At 46.5% G+C, this 19,023-nt stretch carries 13 protein-coding genes; 5 read left to right on the top strand and 8 right to left on the bottom strand.

The genetic code is table 11. The features are described from left to right. Positions 1–240 precede the first annotated feature (240 nt). Positions 241–699, bottom strand: a complete 459-nt coding sequence (locus tag RMO27_RS11580; protein WP_396133673.1) for a septal ring lytic transglycosylase RlpA family protein — start codon at positions 697–699, stop codon at positions 241–243. Between the two features lie 628 nt (positions 700–1,327). Between RMO27_RS11580 and purM the strand changes: the two genes are divergently transcribed. Then, positions 1,328–2,356, top strand: a complete 1,029-nt coding sequence (gene purM, locus RMO27_RS11575; protein WP_309732531.1) for a phosphoribosylformylglycinamidine cyclo-ligase — start codon at positions 1,328–1,330, stop codon at positions 2,354–2,356. 378 nt (positions 2,357–2,734) lie between these two features. On the opposite strand, the gene RMO27_RS11570 is transcribed toward purM, so the two are convergent. Both RMO27_RS11570 and RMO27_RS11565 read right to left on the bottom strand, forming a co-directional pair. Then, on the bottom strand, positions 2,735–3,352 hold the full coding sequence (locus RMO27_RS11570; RefSeq protein WP_309732530.1) for a hypothetical protein: 618 nt from the start codon (positions 3,350–3,352) through the stop codon (positions 2,735–2,737). A gap of 24 nt (positions 3,353–3,376) precedes the next feature. Next, positions 3,377–4,567, bottom strand: a complete 1,191-nt coding sequence (locus RMO27_RS11565) for a DUF58 domain-containing protein (protein ID WP_309732528.1) — start codon at positions 4,565–4,567, stop codon at positions 3,377–3,379. 329 nt (positions 4,568–4,896) lie between these two features. On the opposite strand from RMO27_RS11565, the gene RMO27_RS11560 reads away from it, so the two are divergent. Both RMO27_RS11560 and RMO27_RS11555 read left to right on the top strand, forming a co-directional pair. Next, positions 4,897–6,531, top strand: coding sequence for a glycosyltransferase family 39 protein (locus tag RMO27_RS11560; protein ID WP_309732526.1), 1,635 nt, complete (start codon positions 4,897–4,899; stop codon positions 6,529–6,531). A 110-nt stretch (positions 6,532–6,641) separates the two neighbouring features. Further along, positions 6,642–8,372: an ABC transporter ATP-binding protein/permease gene (locus RMO27_RS11555; protein ID WP_309732524.1), complete on the top strand. Its 1,731-nt coding sequence runs from the start codon at positions 6,642–6,644 to the stop codon at positions 8,370–8,372. 88 nt (positions 8,373–8,460) lie between these two features. Here RMO27_RS11555 and RMO27_RS11550 read toward each other — a convergent pair whose 3' ends face one another. After that, complete coding sequence (locus tag RMO27_RS11550) at positions 8,461–8,772, bottom strand: hypothetical protein (RefSeq protein ID WP_309732523.1); 312 nt, start codon at positions 8,770–8,772, stop codon at positions 8,461–8,463. A gap of 218 nt (positions 8,773–8,990) precedes the next feature. Here RMO27_RS11550 and RMO27_RS11545 point away from each other — a divergent pair, with 218 nt between their 5' ends. Further along, positions 8,991–9,200, top strand: a complete 210-nt coding sequence (locus RMO27_RS11545) for a hypothetical protein (protein WP_309732521.1) — start codon at positions 8,991–8,993, stop codon at positions 9,198–9,200. 778 nt (positions 9,201–9,978) lie between these two features. Here the strand turns inward: RMO27_RS11545 and RMO27_RS11540 are convergent. From RMO27_RS11540 to ltrA, 4 genes are all read right to left on the bottom strand, one after another. Next, complete coding sequence (locus RMO27_RS11540; RefSeq protein WP_309732519.1) at positions 9,979–11,103, bottom strand: tyrosine-type recombinase/integrase; 1,125 nt, start codon at positions 11,101–11,103, stop codon at positions 9,979–9,981. A gap of 2 nt (positions 11,104–11,105) precedes the next feature. Further along, complete coding sequence (locus tag RMO27_RS11535) at positions 11,106–13,700, bottom strand: phage/plasmid primase, P4 family (protein ID WP_309732518.1); 2,595 nt, start codon at positions 13,698–13,700, stop codon at positions 11,106–11,108. A gap of 1,281 nt (positions 13,701–14,981) precedes the next feature. Further along, positions 14,982–15,419 carry a hypothetical protein gene (locus RMO27_RS11530; RefSeq protein ID WP_309732516.1) on the bottom strand — a complete coding sequence of 146 codons (438 nt, stop codon included), beginning with the start codon at positions 15,417–15,419 and terminating at the stop codon, positions 14,982–14,984. Between the two features lie 32 nt (positions 15,420–15,451). Next, complete coding sequence (ltrA, locus tag RMO27_RS11525; RefSeq protein WP_309732514.1) at positions 15,452–17,266, bottom strand: group II intron reverse transcriptase/maturase; 1,815 nt, start codon at positions 17,264–17,266, stop codon at positions 15,452–15,454. Between the two features lie 665 nt (positions 17,267–17,931). On the opposite strand from ltrA, the gene RMO27_RS11520 reads away from it, so the two are divergent. Next, the gene (locus RMO27_RS11520; protein ID WP_309732532.1) at positions 17,932–18,825 is read left to right on the top strand and encodes a tyrosine-type recombinase/integrase; all 894 of its coding nucleotides are present in this window, start codon (positions 17,932–17,934) and stop codon (positions 18,823–18,825) included. The last annotated feature ends 198 nt before the right edge of the window (positions 18,826–19,023 follow it).

Raw genomic sequence — 19,023 nt, 5'->3', positions numbered from 1 at the left:
ACTACAACTACATAAATATACAAAACAATCAAAAAAACACCCACCAAAAGCAAAAAACACCTGCCCATCCCAATTCCCTCAACCACCTATCTCATAGCCTGCAAATAATAGATGATGCCTAATTAATAAAATTATGAATAGCTAGATTAAGTTCCCGATCTTGAGGTAAAGTGCGTAGTTCGAGTCACGACCAAATTTCTAGATCTACAAACATTACCCCAGTTAGGAGCCTACTAGCTCTTAGCGATTGCGACGACCCTGACGACGTTCGCCACCACCGATCACTTCCATTTGGACGGTACCGACACCAGTATTGGTCAGACCGATCGCTCTAGCCGCACCCACGGACAGATCGATGATTCTATTGCCAACAAAAGGACCGCGATCGTTGATTCTGACAACTACCGAGCGTCCGGTGTTCGGACTGGTAACGCGGACTCGGGTACCGAAAGGCAGGGTTTTGTGAGCTGCGGTGTAGCCACCTGGATTGTATCTTTCGCCATTGGCAGTTAATGGGCCGCCTTCACCTGGTTCATTGCCATAGAAGGAAGCTTGGCCGACAGTTTGGGCGATTAATTGGGTCGAGCGGACGGAAACAGCGGGTTGAGTGGAGTTGACTGATGGTGTAGCAGAGGCGGCTGTAGATACAGTTAGCGTGGCTACGAGAGCAGTTAATCCAGTCAAAGTTTGGTAATTCATTTTGCCTATTGTGAAACGTTTTTATCTTTGAGACTGAAGCTCGGTCTTCCCGGATACGGGGAACAAAATGACCGATTGCCAGTTCATACTTGTACCGTGTTCACCTCGGTGTGAGGAACGATGGGTCTACCATAACACGAGTTTTTTGGCAAAAAAGTTGGTTAAAATCATTGACAAATCAGATTTCGTGTGTATAAAAAAGTGCCGATCGACTGCGATAAATCCGAGCGATCCCCACCAACCCCAGCTTTGAGCAATGCGATCCCGAAAATTTTTAATCAGCAAAACCAATGTGTTACATTTCTTTGTATAAAATATTCAAATGTGTTTTTAACAATACGTGGGTTGACAGGTATAAAAAAATGCTTATTTTTTGAAAGAAATTTACTGAATTTTGGAGCGACTCGATCGCTCTTGCTTAAAGCAAAAATTTAGATTTCGATCGCAGCGCCCACCCAATTTTTCATCCGCCAGTGGCGATGAGGGATCGGCAACCGCAGATTTGACCTCGATCCCGATGCTCATGCTGAGCGGCTCCGCCAACGACCGAACTCACCAACACTAGTGAATTTGCGGTGTGGAGAGCGATCGCTGTAGAATACCTGTGCCGATCGCGTACGGGAGAGCTATGGATTATCAACAAGCAGGTGTAGATGTAGTGGCGGGGAGAGCGTTTGTCGAAAACATCAAAAACCTCGTCCACAGCACGCATCGTCAGGGAGTTTTGGGCGGTTTAGGTGGCTTTAGTGGCTGGTTTGAATTGCCAGCAGGCTACCAGCAACCAGTGCTAGTTTCGGGGACAGATGGGGTCGGCACCAAGCTCAAAATCGCCCAAGAATTAGATAATCACGCTTCGATCGGGATCGATTTAGTCGCGATGTGCGTCAATGATATTCTGACTTGCGGTGCCGAACCCCTCTATTTTCTGGATTATTTGGCAACTGGCAAACTCAATTCAACGCAATTGACTCAGGTAGTAGCTGGGATTGCCGATGGTTGTCGGCAAGCTGGCTGCGCGCTGCTTGGTGGCGAAACGGCCGAGATGCCGGGATTTTATCAGTCGGGTGAGTACGATCTGGCCGGATTTGCGGTGGGAATTGCCGAAAAGAGCAAGTTGATCGATGGCTCCCAGATCGAAATCGGCGATGTGGCGATCGGTCTAGCCAGTAGTGGCATTCATAGTAATGGCTACAGTCTGGTACGGAAAATCATCAGCGATGGCGGTTATGGGTGGGAGGATACGCCCAGTCGGCTGGCAGGGAAAAATCTAGGGCAAGTTTACCTAACGCCTACTCAAATATATGTGCGGCCGATTTTAGCGGCGATCGCTCAGCAATTACCGATTCGGGGGATGGCTCATATTACGGGTGGTGGGTTACCAGAAAATTTACCGCGCTGTTTGGGTGCGGGTCATTCCATTCAAATCGATCTCCAGAGTTGGCAGATTCCGCCCGCGTTTGAATGGCTGGCGGCGGCCGGAAATGTGGCTCCGGTGGATATGTTTAATACTTTTAATATGGGGATTGGCTATGTGGTAATTGTGCCAGCGACAGCCGTGAGTGACTCGATCGCGTTTTTTAAGGCGCAGCAGATTGAGGCGTACGCGATCGGGGCTGTTGTGGCTGGCGATCGCTCGTTGCTGGGGATACCTCTGTAACGTCAGTGTCTCCTTACGGAGAGGCTACGCCAACGGGTTAAGGATCGTCGCTAAATGCTGGTGAGTAGCCAATCGGTAGGCGACGTATACTTGTGGGTTGCGAATTTTATTTGTGTGGACAAAACCCGAATCTGGGGGTTCCGACCCCCAGTCCCCCCGTTGAGGAGCGGAGTGCGTCTTGACCCAAACACATGCGGAGGGAACCTCCGCGTGATTTGGGTCGCCGCCCCCTCAAACTCCCCTGCACAAGGGTTGGTCTGTTGGCAGCTTGACGCGCTACGCATTAGCTTCGCAATGGGAATCGGTCTGTGGGTTGAGTGTGTTGGGTTTCGATGCTCAACCCAACTTACCACTCTATCAACTATCAACTATCAATTATCAATTATTGAAATCGATCGAGTCAGTAATGAGATTTACTCCTAGCCAGTTGCTGATTTCGCGTGCCAGCCATTTGATTTCGCGTTCGGTGAGATCTTGGCCGGTGCTGAGGATGCGGACTGGATCGGTCTGGCGGAGTTCTAAGAGCAGGCTGACTTTGGGGGTTTTGAGATCTCCATGTTGATATTTATCGACGATCGCTTGACTGATCTCGTTGGTTTTCAGGTGCTTAGGGCGACCGCGATCGAGTCCGTAGAGATGTTGGGAGAGGGTAAATTGCTGGCGATCGATCTTGATGAGCGTGTGCGAGAGAAATTTATCGGCGAGATCGAAAGATAAGTGGAGTCCGCTTTTGAGCAACCAGAGGGTCAAAGGGAGTACAAATAATAATGCCACGCTCAACCCCACTTTGACCGCTACCTCCGTTGTCGCCACGGTCAGTGGGATCGAGATATAGATGCTCAAGGAGATCAGGCCGAGGACGAGGGTATCGATCATCCCAGCCAGTCCGAGTTGATGGATCGCAGCGCGATCGGGTCGAAATCGTGCCGGGATCTTCAGTTCTAGTCGATCGGCTTTACTGGTCAGTTGAATTTTACTCCCTGAAGGTTGGCGCATGATAAATCGATTGACAGTTGAGGGTTAATTCAGTTGGGGATTTTGAGCTAATGGCGATCGAACGGCGGGTATCGATCGATTGCTGGCTAGATCTTGGCTACTGAGCTGTTGTTGTAGAGAGCGACTGGGATCGATCGCGATGCCAGTCACTCCGGTTGGGGCGATCTCAAGATCGGGACTCCACAACAGCCACCGACTGCCAGGGGGGAGAGTGGCGATCTGTGTCGATCGACTCGTGAGACAGACTACAGGGATAGAGGGGATTTCGCTAGTTGTCAGTTCGCCCATTTGGACGGCGGCGAGGGTTTCTAAAACCTGGCGCGTACCAGAAATCAAGCCAGTTCTGGCCGTCCAGAGTTGCACGTTCAGCCGAGCGTCGGCATAAAAATACAGCGAACAGGCGGCAATTACGGCCTGTTCAAAATCGGCAGCATCCCAAGTAGCACTACTATCGAGATAGATGGCTAGATCTTGGCCGCCCCGATCGATTTCCAGTTCGCGCACCTGAAAGTTGCCATACCGCGCACTAGTGCGCCAATGGATCGATCGGATCGGATCGCCATAACGGTAAGGACGCAATGATCGAGTCACGCCTTCATTCGCAGCTTCGAGCCGTCGATCGGCAAACTGCCGATTTTGGCGATCAGGGCTACCCATCCCGTCGATGAGCGGACAGCGATCGAGTTTGAGTGCGGGTGGATAGACATAGGCGATCGCCGTCGCCAGTCGATCGCGCCGACACCAAAACAGACCGAGCGGCGCACCACTATGCAGGGCGACTTTTTCCCATTGATACACCCCTCGGCGGGCGGTCGGCTGTCGATAAATCCATTTATAATGATTTTGGGGTAGGATCTGCTCGATCGATACTGTTGGCAGATTGCGTTCGTCGAAGCTAGTGAGATCTCGGACTTGAAATAAAGTTTGCACCTGCGGGGTGGGATTGGAAATCGTCAGGGCAATCTCTAACTCGGTGCCAGCCGTAACTGGTAAAATCGGTTCGCGCTCGATGGTGAGCGAGCGGAGCGATCGCAGGGGGAGAATTGCGCCGACACTGAGTAAAGCGACACCAATGCCACTCAAGACATAGAGCCAGCCAGCCATCGTATTCGTGGCCGCCCCAAAAAAGCAAATTGTCAAGACTCCTAGCAACCAGCCACCATAGGCAGGAGTTACCCAATTTTTTTCCAGCCAGGTTGTCGCACGATTGAGCATGAGGATGGCGATCGAAATCGGTCGTTGATATTAGTTAGAGTACCCACGCGCCAGCGATCGAGCACTGCCCATCCATACTCAAAATTTGGCAGCTCGAAATTACTAACGTCCGCTCGCTCGCATTATTTGGTAACCATTGCCGCTCCAAATAAATAACTCCCAACTCCCTGCTCCCCGCTCCCAACACCATCAAACCGATCCTAACCCCCACAAACGCGGTAAAATTTCTATCTAAGTGCCCTACGTACGCTCTGTGCCTCCGCCCCATTGTCTCGATCGACGATCGTCACCACCGTGAAACTGTCAACTGTTAACTGTGCTAGGTATTCATGACGCTCCAAATTTATCAAGGTGTTTCGGCTTATTATCATCGATCGGCGATAATTATCTTACTAGTTGGCTTCTTAGTGAGATTGGTTATCTCGATCTGGCTGAATCCTGGATTTGATGAAGCCTACTATTATCTCTACACGCTGCATCCCGACTGGAGTTATTTCGATCATCCGCCGCTAGTCGCGTTGACCACTGGCATTGGGGTATGGTTGACAGGGCATGTCTCTGGGTTCACGATTCGGATCGGGACATTACTGTTCTACACTGGCTCATTAATCTTTTTATATCTAGCCGCGCTCCGCTTGTACACGTTGCAGATCGCGATTAATACCCTGGCGATCGCTTCGGCAGTGCCGATTTTTCAGTTGGCATTTGGTACTTTAAATGTGCCAGATACGCCACTATTATTTTTTTGGGCGATGTCCTTATGGTTGGCGACCCAGGAATTCTTTAATTATCGGGTGTATCGCCCTAGTTTTCGACTGACGTTATTGTGTTTGACAGTCGGTTTAGCTTGTTTGGGTAAATATCATGGCTTTATTTTGGGCTTAGGTTTAATTGGATTTTGTCTATTCGAGCCAAATTATCGCAGCGCGCTGCGATCTAAGTGGTTCTTATTCGGCATCCCCATTTTCCTACTCACAATTTCACCCGTATTGTATTGGAATATCGAGCATGATTGGGCATCATTTCGGTTTCAATCAGAACGGGCAGTGCCGAATAGTAGTTATCAATTTGAGCGGGTACTCACGACATTATTAGTAGAAATGCTGTTTTTATTTCCGACTTTTGGCTTTCCCCTATTATGGTCGGTGATTCGGACGACGATTCAACAAGTTCGGAATTTAAAATGGCAACAATCTGCCCATAGTCGAGCATTGCGAAATGATTGGGATTTAGAAAAAAGAGCATTATTAATGTGGTTGTCATTGCCGCTGATCCTGGGGTTCACAATTATTTCTGGCTATCAACAAATTTTACCAGCCTGGAAAATGCCTGGATATTGGTCGGCAACGATGTTGCTAGCCGAACGGGTTGCCATTAATCGTCGCTATTCCCAAGTACGCATTCCCTATCGCTGGTTTTTTGGTTCGGTGGGGGTCATTATTTTATTGATGTCGATCGGCTTATCCCATATTGCTTTTGGTGCCTTTCAAACAACTGGTAAACCGTCATTATTGGGAATACTCCCACTGCCGATCGCGACTGATACTTCGACTCAACTGTTTGATATCCAACAGCTTCGCCAAGGATTTGTGAGTAATAATAAGTTAAATACAGCTTTGAAAAAAGCCGATTTTGTATTTACTAATCGCTATTATTTAGGCGGCCAGATTGGTATGGCGATCGAGCCGGTATTTCACAAGCCGCTGACTTGTTTCGATCCCGACCCGCGCGGCTTTGCCTTTTGGTCGCAACCTAAGCAATGGGTCCGCAAAAATGCGATCTATCTGGGTAGCAAAACTTTTGAAGTCGATCTCGATGCCCAAAAACGCTATCCAAGTTATTTTAAAAAGTTGACAAAATTAGGTGAAATTCCGATCCGCAGAGGTGGGGAAATAGTCCAAACTTTTAGCGTTTATCAAGCCCAAACCATGTTGAAACCGTTCCCGCGTCCTTATGGAAATTAGGATGTCGCACTGAAACTATGGCTTCAGAAAATTGTCAATAGTGAGCATTGAGCTTGTTAAAAGCAGCGTTTTTGTGTAATAACCAGTTCTAGCGGCATATCACAACAGCAATGCAAAGATTTAATCTCACCGTCTTTAAACAATTTTGGGCGATCGCCAAATCATACTGGTCGAGCGAGGATAAGTGGCGCGCACGGGGTTTATTACTAGCGGTCATCCTGTTGTCATTGGGTTATACCGGATTGAGCGTACTGCTCAATAACAAGCGCGGCGTATTGATCTCGGCACTATCGGCGCGCGATGAAGCCAGATTTTGGCAGACGATTGTGGTGTTTGCGGGGACATTGGTAGTCTATGCACCCCTGTTTGCTGGCTATGTCTATTTACGCGATCGATTAAGCGTGGAGTGGCGACAGTGGTTGACCAATTCGTTTCTCGATCGCTATTTTCAGCATCGCGCATTTTACAATCTCAACTACGCCGCCGCGAATATCGACAACCCCGACCAACGAATTGCCGAAGATGTTAAAAGCTTTACCCAGGAGTCGCTGACGCTGCTACTCGCCGTTGTCGATTCCATTCTGGCGATCGCGGCGTTTACCAGCGTGCTATGGGGGATTTCGCCGCCCCTGATCTTATTTTTGGTCGTCTATGCCTTAGTCGGTACGCTGACGACGATCGGGATTTTCGGTCAGCCACTGATGCGACTCAGTTTCGAGCGGCTGAAGACCGAAGCAGACTTTCGCTTTAGTTTAGTCCGCGTGCGGGAAAATGCCGAAGCGATCGCCTTTTATCAGGGTGAAGGCTATGAATCCGATCGCATTAAAAGTCGATTTGCAGAAGTATTTGATAATTTCAAACGCTTGATTTTTTGGGAATTAAATCTAAATATTCTGACGAATGCTTACGAATTTATTCCGTTCATTTTGCCCGCGATCGTCGTCGCACCAGGGATTTTTGCTGGCGAGTTAGAAGTCGGTAAAGTTACTGAAGCTCAAGGGGCATTCATTCGGATCTTTTTCTCCCTCAATCTGATTGTGGCGCGGTTTCAATCTTTGACCACTTTTGGGGCGGGTGTCGAGCGGTTGTACACTTTTATGCAAGCTCTCGCAGGGACTGCCAGCCAAGATTTAGATTCAGTCAGTGAGGTTCAAACCACGATCGCAACAGCAGAGATTGCCGCCACTGATCCGTCACTAGCAGAGCGACTAGAACTAGAGCACATGACACTGCAAACTCCCAACCGCGAGCGCACTTTAATTGCCGATTTATCGGTGAAATTATCACCAGGTGAGGGGTTACTGGTCAGAGGGCCGAGCGGTTGTGGCAAGAGTTCGTTGTTACGCGCGATCGTCGGTTTGTGGGATGCCGGTACGGGCAAGATTATCCGGCCACCATTGGCACAAATGCTATTTTTGCCCCAACGACCGTACATGGTCTTGGGGACATTACGCGATCAAATGTTATATCCACATATGGATGCCGAAGTTGAGGATAGTTATCTGAGCAACATTTTAATTCAGGTCAATTTGCCCAATTTAGAACAGCAACATGGCGGCTTTCATACCGAACAAAATTGGGCGCAGGTGTTATCTTTAGGCGAGCAACAGCGATTGATTTTCGCTCGATTGCTGATTAATAAACCACGCTATGCAATTCTAGATGAAGCGACTAGCGCGCTAGATTCGCAAAATGAAAAACAGTTATATCAACAGCTCCGCGATTCGGGGATGACGTTTTTGAGTGTCGGTCACCGCGAAAGTTTAAGTGATTATCATCAGTCAATTTTGGATCTAGCGACCGATCGATCTTGGGAGTTAACCATGCGGGGAAAAAGCTGAGCGCAGCAGCTATTAGTCCGCTTCATCCCCAGCAGGTGGGAGCGAAGCGGTATAAGTCTCATTGACACGATCGATCGTTTTAGGGAGATTAACCAAAACGGCGATTGACTTCGCGGCTTAATTGGACGTAGGTGTTATAACCCCTGCGCTCCAATCGCCGCGCCGCCCGCTCGGCTTCTCGACGATTGTAGTAGGAATTTTCCAAAATCCACGATCGATCGCTCCGATTGCGATAATAAACATTGAACCGGCGATCGTTGCGCTGATACTGGGCGATCTTGAGATTTGGTTCCCCACCAGCAAGTTGTCCGACTGGTTGTGAATCTACAGCGCTGGCCTTGAATGGCATAGTCGCTACAAATCCACTACACACTAATGAGAGCAAAATTAACTTGTTCATAATTTATGAAGAGTAATTCAGAATTAAATTCAACTGTGAATTTCGACTCTAACCGAGCGATCGAGTCTTAATAATACTTAGAATAATCGATCTAATTAATACTAGTATCTGTCTAATGGTCGATCGATTCTCTACTCCATTTTGGAGATTTTCAAATCCAACTAGTACAATCACATCAGCCTAGATCGGCTTCAAATGCTTGGTCTCCGCTAATATCTATGAAGCTAATAACTAGCTACCTCACGATATCCTCACATTTAAATTGTCAGATGAGTGTCGATCGCGTTGCTGGAGCGATCGACAATGGTTGGTTAGGACTGATTAGTGGTGATGTCTTTGACAATTTCACCAGCAATCGATGGCTAATCGATCGGATATGTAAAGTTGAGGCCAACAGAGCGAAGGTTGTAGACTGGGCAAGGATATAACATCTCCCGATCGAGCCTTCGTGCGACCGAGTTGCCGTAAAGGTAACAAGCATATATACGAAGAACACCAGCACGATCTTGATCACGTTGGCGGAGCATCTCCACAAAAGCATTGCTAATGGCGAGAGCGAGAATATGGTGAATTACCATATTCTCGAAGCTGGCGCGGCGTCATTCGGCGGTCGCCAGATCCTCAACTACTATCGTTTGGTTTTCATGAACCAGTTGAGTTGTCAGCTTAGAGGATGTTTAGAAAGTATAAAATAACACTCATAAACAGATGTCTGCACTCGATCGGGTTGACTCATGAGCTTCAATCAAAATTTTCAGCAAAAGCATAACTCCTGATGGGGCTACAACAGACCTATTATTGAAGCTATTTACTCCAAAGCCGCCCAACTTAGCATCCCAATCAAGTCAGGATTCCAGCCAATCAGAGCCACATTAAAGTTGCGAAGAGGAGCTGAATTATTATTTAGCGACATCGATCGGCGAATTCGCCAAGAATAAGCAGATTGGATGTATCTGAACCTCCAATCTGTCTAAAACAATATTAATTTGCGAATAGCGACATTTAATTCGCGAATGTACATTTAAGCTGGCGGACGGATTCGAACCCCCGACCGGCTGATTACAAAGCTTTCGCTTTTAGATCTCTCAAACCATTGCCTATCAATAAATATCTAGGTATTTGAACTATCTATTTCTGGAGGAAGATCGTCAATCGACCCTCAATTTGAACTTTTGACATGAGTCTTCGAGTAACTGTAAATGAGTTTCAGAGGGGCTTGATATGGCTTATCGCTGAGACATCAAGGTAATGTTTTTCGATCATCTCTACTGAATTATCTACCCACTTGGCGATAATCGCTGGCGATACGTTTTTACCAATTTGGTCGGTGATAAAGGTATCGCGACACGAGTAAGGCGTTGTAGGCCGATCGATAATCGGATCTACAATTTTATCCCAGGCTCGACAGGAAAAATTCATGTAATCGATCGGTCTACCTTCCTTACTCGGAAAAACTAGATCTATTTTGGGTTTTCTTCCGGCTCGCCGATCTAACAAAAAATCTTGCAATGCTTGCTGACATGGGAATGTCCGTTTGCGATTGTTCTTGGAGAGTCGATTCTTGACGGTAGTTTTACCGATTTTGACGATCGAACGATCGAACATAATCTTAGAACAATCCTGATCGATTTGTGCCCACTCTAGCCCGATGCCTTCTGATGGTCTGCAACCAGTCATAAACCAAAACTTTACCAGCGGGGCATAGTGCCGATAATTCTGGCTTTGCTCGAAAGCTGCGATGATGCGATCTCTTTCTTCAGCATTGAAAGCGTTCGCCTGAGTAGCTTCTTTCTCGATCCGAATTTCCTCAGCCATTCCGATGAATGGGTTATGGATGGTTGATACCTTCTGATGTTTGATACCCCATTTTGCCACTGTCGCTAGTGAGGATAGAACGCGGCGGGTCATTCCGGCTGTCGTATGTTTTAACAACCAAGTCCTAACCTCTAAAGCCTTATCGATTGATTGGTGAGGGCACCTGTTCACATGAACGCCGATCGCATTGACTAAATAGTGCATTGATGCGGGTTTTAGGCTTTTGGCTTTGTACTGACAATATTCAGCCCAAAGTTGAGCCAACGTCAGCGATGGCTGTGGTTCTGACGTGACTTGAATATATTTTGCAAATGAGGGATCGAAATTCCCTTTTAACCGATCCCATTCGATTTCCCTGGCTAGGGTTTCGGCGTAGAGACGATTATTTTTATTGTCTGGCAATCCCAGACTGAAAATTTTTTGTTCGCCACCATACCAAGTGCGCGGAAATCGCAGCCTTACTCGACCCCGCACGATAACCACGGCGATCGAGCCTTTTGGCGTTCTAGTTGTCATAACTACCTCGTCCAGAGTAACGGCCTAACTGGTGGGCTGTTGGTGTCAACTTTTGCCAATAGATCGATCTGCTCTTGGGTGAGGTTAATTATTCTCACATGCCACTTAGTGACGTTCCCAGCTCCTACAACTTTTTTCGGTTTCCAGGCCGTAACCCCCAACGCGATATTAATATGACTTTCCCATTCGACGGCGACCGCCTTCCGGCGGAAGATCATTACTGTCTCGCTCAGTTGGCGATCTATTTCGGGTGGTTTTGGTGTTGGCAGATCGTCCCATCCGGTTTCACCAGATTCGATCGATCGATGGGGTGATGTGTCGATCGGCGCGTATTCGTCGAGGTCGAATAGTTGCGATTGTTCTAAAGTAGCTTTCTCCCCTGTTTTCTCCCTTAACTCCCTTCTTTCTGTTATAACTGGCTCTGCGTCTCGATTATCGTTAGGGGAGTTGCTAGGGAGTTGCGGGGAATCGGTAGGGCGTTGCAGGGAATTACTAGGGGAGTTATCGATCGATTTGTGCTTTCCTTGGTTGATACCCAAGTGAACCATGATGTCAAAATCCTTCATTGCGGGGATGACATAATCATAATATCCAGCGATTTTAGTTTCTTTTTGGTAAACGCCGAACGGAGCAATCGCTTGGGTGAAATTTTTATAGCCAAGTGCGTGTTCTCCATGTTCTTCACTCCATGCCGTGTATCGTTGATACAAAGTTTTAGGGTGAATTATGGCTCCAGTCTCGAAGGTTTTGTGCAGAAAGACAAACCACGGATTATTCGCTTCAAAGCGTTTGATCGAAGCTTGCTTAACTGCTTGAATTTCTCCAGCGGTGGCAATCCGCCGCACCGTCTCCGCTTCACTGATACTCCAAGCCCAGTTAAATATACCAGGCAATTCGGCATTTATTTTTTTCTGCAAGTGTATATCTTTGACTTTCGGCTGATGGTTGAAGGCTAGCGCGATAATTCGACGGTCTAGACCTTGTGAGCCGAATGGGGTTGGTGGTACCGAGTTATAAGCACGGACTAGGAAGGTGTTGATGGTCGTACTAATAATATCTTTGTAGAGGAATCTTACGAGCACAGGCTCATTCGAGACGATTTCGCTGTAGAGTCCAATATCGTCGAGTGCCCCTGTAGAGTCAGAACAGATCGAAACCCGCTTATCGAGCAACGAGGCTGCCACATTCGGGTTGCTGAATGATTTACCTCGGAATGTCCCCGCGTTCTCTCTCCCCACCATATTTCGCAGTGTTTCGAGTACCGTCCCCTTACCCGTACCTGGTTCGCCCAATAAGTCCCACGCACACTCGATAGCGAGTTTTCCAGCGGGTTTGGGAGTGAGTGCCCATCTAAAAAACGCTTGCACTAGCGCGATCGCATCGGCATCATTCCCCAGGGCTTGACCTAGTGATGTCAGCCACTCGTTACAGGTTAGCCCTGGTGCGTATTGGTAGGGTAGCACTGAGGTGATAAGGTTTAGATGTGAGTGTGGGGTAAATTTATTGGTGGTAGTAGTTAAGACCCCATTGCTGAAGGCGATAATGTTCGGGGGGCTCCAGCCATCGGCTACAGCTAGCTTAGATCTTATTTTTACAAGTACATCTCTAATACCTGACTGGGTTTGTCCTTGCCATTTGTTCGCCTCAAATAACGCGTAGATATCCCTGTTGATGAGGGTGTTTAGACCGTCTTGGCATAGTTGCCAGCATTTTCCCGTCCACTGGTACCAGCCAAAATTGGGGCGATATTTCCAACGATCGGCTAGAACTGATTCGACCAGAGCTAGTTTGGTTTCGAGCATCGGCGTTGCGGGTAAGTTAAAATTCTTGCGCCCATTTTTGTCGCGGTAGAATGCGGGTATGGCATGATAAACGAGTTCGGCAAATGCCGCTTCTCCGTGCCGCACGATAAAGTCGTCCGCCCCGTTCTTTTGGCGATCGGGTTCGGTCGGCAACAGGATAATTTTGGGATAACCCCCCATCTCTTCGATCCAGTTGGCTAAAGCCTTGAGAGCGTATTTAACCTGCCATTTCTGCATGATGTCTGAATCAAAACAGATGTAGATCTCTCGACCTTTGAAAATGCCTAGCTCTGAGAGATGCCGCAATTCTGGTAGGACTCTGCTGACCTCTACGTCCTCCTCCCCGACACGCGGTGAGCTGTCTAACCATGCCCATATTCCGGCCATGCCGATCGTCGCATATCCGGCCTGTGCCATCCGATCGGCTTTCTTCTCACCTTCACCAAAGTAGAAGGGGATTTTACGGGAATTAAATACCTGTCCCCAGTCGATCGACTGCGGAAAGTAAGGGCGACACCCTTCATCTTTACGGCTTAAATATTTTGGGGTGTCATCGCTCTGAAGCTTGCCCCATTCGGGTTTGAAGCGATAAAAGTCTTTACCATCGCTGCACTTGTAGGGCTTTCCGTATGGATCGAGATAGGGTATGACTAATCCCTCCATGTTGTAGCCGATATGCTCTTTTACCCAAGCACGATCGCCACTGAAGTAAGCTAAATTGCTTAAATTTGTCAGTCCAGATCCTTTTAGTTCGTCCTGGTGTTTGCTGTTGAGTTTTAGTTGAGTTATACTCATTAGTATTGTTAGAATTTGTTTGAAAGAGAGGTAGCTGTTGCGAGCTGCCTCTCTTGTTGTTTTGGTAGGTTTTGAAGTGATTTACATTTGGTTCTGAGGTATTAGGGTTTGCATTTTTGAATGTGGGGAAAGATTCGATATTTGCAATTTGTCGATCGGTGGATAAGTTGTGGCTGTTTTCTTATGTCTAGATTTATAATTCTTCTGTGCTTCCCCGATTCCTTCCAACTATCTCGGCGATCGATGGCCTTGAATGTCGATTCCTAGAATATTTTTCTACTAGTTCTACAGTCACTCTTCTTTGCTCTTCTACGCATAGATCGATTACGTGATAGCAGCTTTTAAGCCCTTTATTTGGATCTCGGAAAAACCCTACTTTTACTCTGAATATATCAGTTTTGAGGTCATGGGGTCGGAGAATATCTTTTCCAACCCAGAAGTCAAAACCTAATGGATCGACTGACGCCCAATCGATCGTCCAGTCGCCGTAATGAATATGATTTGGATTCATTCTCCTTTCTTCTCCCTATATTCAAAGCGGGCTTGCTCCATATCTTCATCGTGACATTCCTGGCATTTGTAGCCTGTTTCTCTCTTCCCTCCTTCACAATAGATCGTGAAAGCATGAACCGCTAAATTGTCACAATATCGGCAATATTGTCTAGCAGGTATTAACCAAGCGATCTCCTTGTCATCATTCCAGGCATTCATTGGCTGTAATTATTAGCAATAGACTGACCCCGTCTTTATTCTCTAGAGATGATATTCTCACATCGAATTTATGCTCATTTAGTACATCCAATGATATGCCAATTCTTTTTAGTAAATCAGCCTGGTGTTCGATATTAGTGTTTCTGATCTCACCCATCGATCGAGTCCTCTGGTGATGGTTCTATCTTGGTCTCAGCGAGTATACGAGTTAACTCTGCTTGTAGATCTGAAAGTAGTTCATGAGGGCTAAAATACCTGACTTTCTTACTTCCTAGCATCCCTATATTCTCAGCCTCAAGTCTAATACCTATCTGGATTTCAATAGAAGATCCATCAGCCATTAATATCTCAAAATCTCTGATATTCTGTTGCAATTCGCTCATTATTTATCTATTTATGTTTATACCGATCGATAAAGATGTAACAAAAGGTGCCTCTTATTTACGTCAGATATCCCTGCAAAACCCTTGCTCCAGGCCGTGGCCTCAGTTGGTTCGGATTGGTAACAATATCGGTCATATTCACCGATCGCCATGCTCTGGCAGTGGGTGACACTGACCGACATAGTTTTCAAGCCGCTGGTGATTCCATCGGCATCAAACCCATAGCTAAAGGACTCGCGGCCATACCTTTGATGACTTCTAGGGTAGCTTTGCAATCCCCGACGGCTGAATGATCCCCCCCTGGTAGTTTTTGCCAGCGGTAGCCGCCGTGATAGTCGTTCCACTCGCCGCAAAATTGGCTGTACCATTGCATGACACATTCGCCGGCGATCGGTGGCACGTCATAGCCACGATCGCCAAAGGTAAATATAAGTGCTTCTCGATCTAATGGAAGGTTATAGACCAGGAGCTTGCGGTCAAAAATCAGCTCATTTAAGCAATCGATAACACTGTCGAATGGTGGCTCATCTTGAAGGCTGATATTAGTCATGCCGTGGATAATTAAAGTCAGTGAAGGAGTCACCCCCTCCACTGCTCTCCAAAACGGAACGTGATAGTTTCCCATCATTCCGCTCCTCAGTAAAACGGTTATTGTCATTAACACGTCGTTACCAACATGTCGTCTTGCCAGAACCAAGATTCTGTCATAACTGGTGGCTTCGGCTTAGTACTATTACAACTAGATTTAGTGCCAAGACTGCCATCATTAGCAGTCTTTTTATCATGACAGTGCCGATGGAGAAGTTGCAGATTTTCGTATTTATCCGTTCCACCTTTCGATTTCGGAATAATATGGTCTGTCTCTAGAATATCTCCATCTTTGAAGTAGTTATTACAATAGGCACATTTTCCTTTCTGTTTCTTGAGTAATACTTTTACACTCTTCGATTTATCAGGATTGTTACCCCATCTTTCACTCCAATACTTCCATTCGCCGTTGTAAGGTGAGGCATTACCTTTGACTTTGACATAGCGTTTAATTTCTATGTCGCTGTGTTGAACCAGTACTTTCGGTTTTTCTCCATTGGTCGCGAACGTCCAGGTATCATTTCCGATGGTTCTAAAGTATTTAAGGCGTATCCACTTTTTACCTTTATTCCGATGTCGGTGTATCCCCCATTTCAAGAGTCTGTACACTAGCAGATGCCATAGTCTTGCAAAAATATCATTGCTGACTACGTGAGAGTAATAATTGCACCATCCCCTTATAATTGGGTTTAGTTTAGAAATTAAGGTTGCTTGGCTTACGCCTTGCAGCTTTTTTATTACCTCTACTATCTTTCTGTAGTGTCTCTTTTGACCCTCTATACTGGGTGTGATAATAGTTTTAAAGCCTAATAATTTTCCACTAGTTCCATTACCTGACGTATATTTTCCAACGGGAAACTGTTGAATATGAAAGCCAAGAAAATTGAATCCTGGTTTCTCTTCTTCAAAAACGTTTAAGGTATGGGCTAATCTGGTTTTACTTGGTTTTAATTCCAACCCAATGTCACTTAACCACTCTTCTATTTTTAACTTACACAGATTAACGATATCGATATTCTCATGAAGAATAACAAAATCATCTGCATATCTGATACATGAAATTGATTTGAGTTTATCTCGTAATCCAAGTTGGCGATTACGATAATCTTTCATATCAAAGTTAGGGGCTAATCCCTTAATCAATTCCTCTAATCCATGAAGGGCAATATTAGCCAACAAAGGACTGATAACTCCACCTTGAGGTGTGCCTTCATCTGTAGGGAACAACTTCTTTCCATCCATGACACCTGCTTTAAGCCAAGCACGAATTTGTCTTCGTAGGGTCGGGAAGGTATTTAATTTAGATAGAAGTTTATCGTGGTTAATACGGTCAAAGCATTTACTTATATCGGCATCCAGAACATATTTTGATTTCTGGTTGATGGACGTAAATATTGCTCCAATCGCATCGTGACATGAGCGTCCTGGTCGAAAGCCATAGCTATTAGGTTCAAATTTCGCTTCCCATTCGGGTTCGAGAACCATTTTCACTAAGGCTTGTAGAGCGCGGTCGTACATTGTTGGTATACCCAAAGGTCTTTTCTCATCTGTACCTGGCTTGGGAATCCAAACTCGGCGGGTAGGTTTGACCTTTGTGCCAATTTCAATCTTGTCAACAAGGGCGAGACGTTGCTTTGGAGTTAGTGATTTAACACCATCTACACCTGCTGTCTTTTTACCTTGATTATCTTGAGTGACTCGGCGGACTGCTAATGCTCTCGTAGACCAAGAACTTATCAGAAGTTTCTGAAGTCTGCGAACTAGCTTGACATTGCCACGAGTAGACGCTTGGAAAATCCGCTTTTGTAACTTAAAAACTTGACGGTCTAGCTTGCGCCAGTCAATCTCGTTCCATCCATACATCGGTTTTATTGCCGTGTTCATAGCATATTAATTACTACTTGTAGCTTTTCCTTCCGTGATACCGTGTGTACGTCTGCATATCCCTTCCGTTACGAAGGGCATTCGCTTCTTACACAATCTCTCCCATCAACTACCTACCAGTTGGTAGAAGTTACGTCTTAGCTGACTACTCCCAGCATTCGACCTCTGGGAGAGTAATCTGATGGGTTACTTCGTTCCATATAACCTTTGTTTTGTGACCTGTAGGATGACACCTTTTCACCGAGTTTTCGGGTAACGCTTGATATGCAGAGAAAAACGCTCATATCACCCTTTACTAATGCCCTTTTTGGGACTTCCAGCGCATATAGCCTTATTTCGCTGGTTCGGAGTAACGATGATTCAAACAGTGTCTTAGCAGAAGTTATCCATAGTCACTTACTCACGGGATACCAGTTTTAGGCTACCAGTATCTTTACGTTTTTACCCCCGCTTTATGGATTGATGGCTAGTCGCTACCATAGGGGATAGGTTTTCACTCCAGCGTCTGGAGGATTGGACTTGTGGTTTCTAGGATAATCCCACGCACCAATAAGGTTATATAGTTGTCATCTGCAAGGGATTAAAGTGCGAACTCAATCCTAATGGATTACCCTACAGAAGCCTCTCGTCCCCTGATTGCTCAGTTTAGAGAGAACGAATCGCACTTGTCTACTCCCTTAGCTACAGTAGCCACTGAATTTCTCGAACGTCAGGGACTTGCCAAAAGTACCGTACAGTCCTACGAACTGACTCTATTACCCTTGCTAGCTGAATACGGTAGTTATCCAATTGAGATCTTGAGTCGCTCGATACTCACCGCCTACCTCGACGGCTTATCCCATCTGGCATACACCACCCATCAACGACATCAAGCAATTATCCAAGCCCTGTTTAACTTTGGCGTAGATCGAGGTTACTTAAAAGCCAACCCCCTCGCGCGACTGCAACGCCGTAAACCCAACCCCGAACGAGACGAACACTTTTCAGATCGGGTTATCCGGTACTTATCACCTGCCCAAATCGCGCAGCTCTACCAAGTAGTTACCCCTCACTGCCGAACGAACGCGCTAGTCCACCTACTGCATCGCTCAGGTGCGAGGATTGCCGAACTGCTGACATTAAACCTAGCAGATCTGCACCTGAGCGAACGGAAATTTCAGGTGATTGGCAAAGGTAATAAAACTCGCTGGTGTTTTTACAGTGAAGATGCTGCCAGCGCACTGACAAAATATCTCCAATACTATCGCCACCGCGACCATCCAGCTTTATTTACCGCACAACAATCGTTAACTAGGGTAGTAACTCGGCTCAGTTATCGAACCGCACATCGAGACTGGACGCGCCTAATTGAGAGCGCACCAGAACTCGACGGTATCAGAATGCACGATCTCAGACACACCTTTGCCACCGAACGGGTTGGCTTAATGGGGATTGAAGAGTTACGCGCCTTGATGGGACATACCAATCTTCAGACCACACTCCGCTACCAAAAGGTTACTTCCGAACGCGCAGAAATTGTCGCTCATTCAGCATTAGAACGCTTACTTCAAGATCCATAAAATACCTGTTTATAGCTATGAATAAATCGGCAATAGATCTGGTGTGATTGATGCTGAGTCCAAAATGACAGAGTATGATCTATACTCTGCCTTCAACAACCGAGTGTTGTTGGCTTTGGTCGAAATTCTCCAACAACTTTATGACCGCTATCGAACGGTCAGCTTATCCCCGATTCATATCTCAAGCCAATGCCAAAG

Source organism: Chamaesiphon sp. OTE_75_metabat_556, from assembly GCF_031378165.1.
In the GTDB taxonomy this organism is placed as follows: domain Bacteria; phylum Cyanobacteriota; class Cyanobacteriia; order Cyanobacteriales; family Chamaesiphonaceae; genus Chamaesiphon.
The sequence above is the reverse complement of the archived record's forward strand: the minus strand, read 5'-3'. Positions and strand labels throughout refer to the sequence as shown.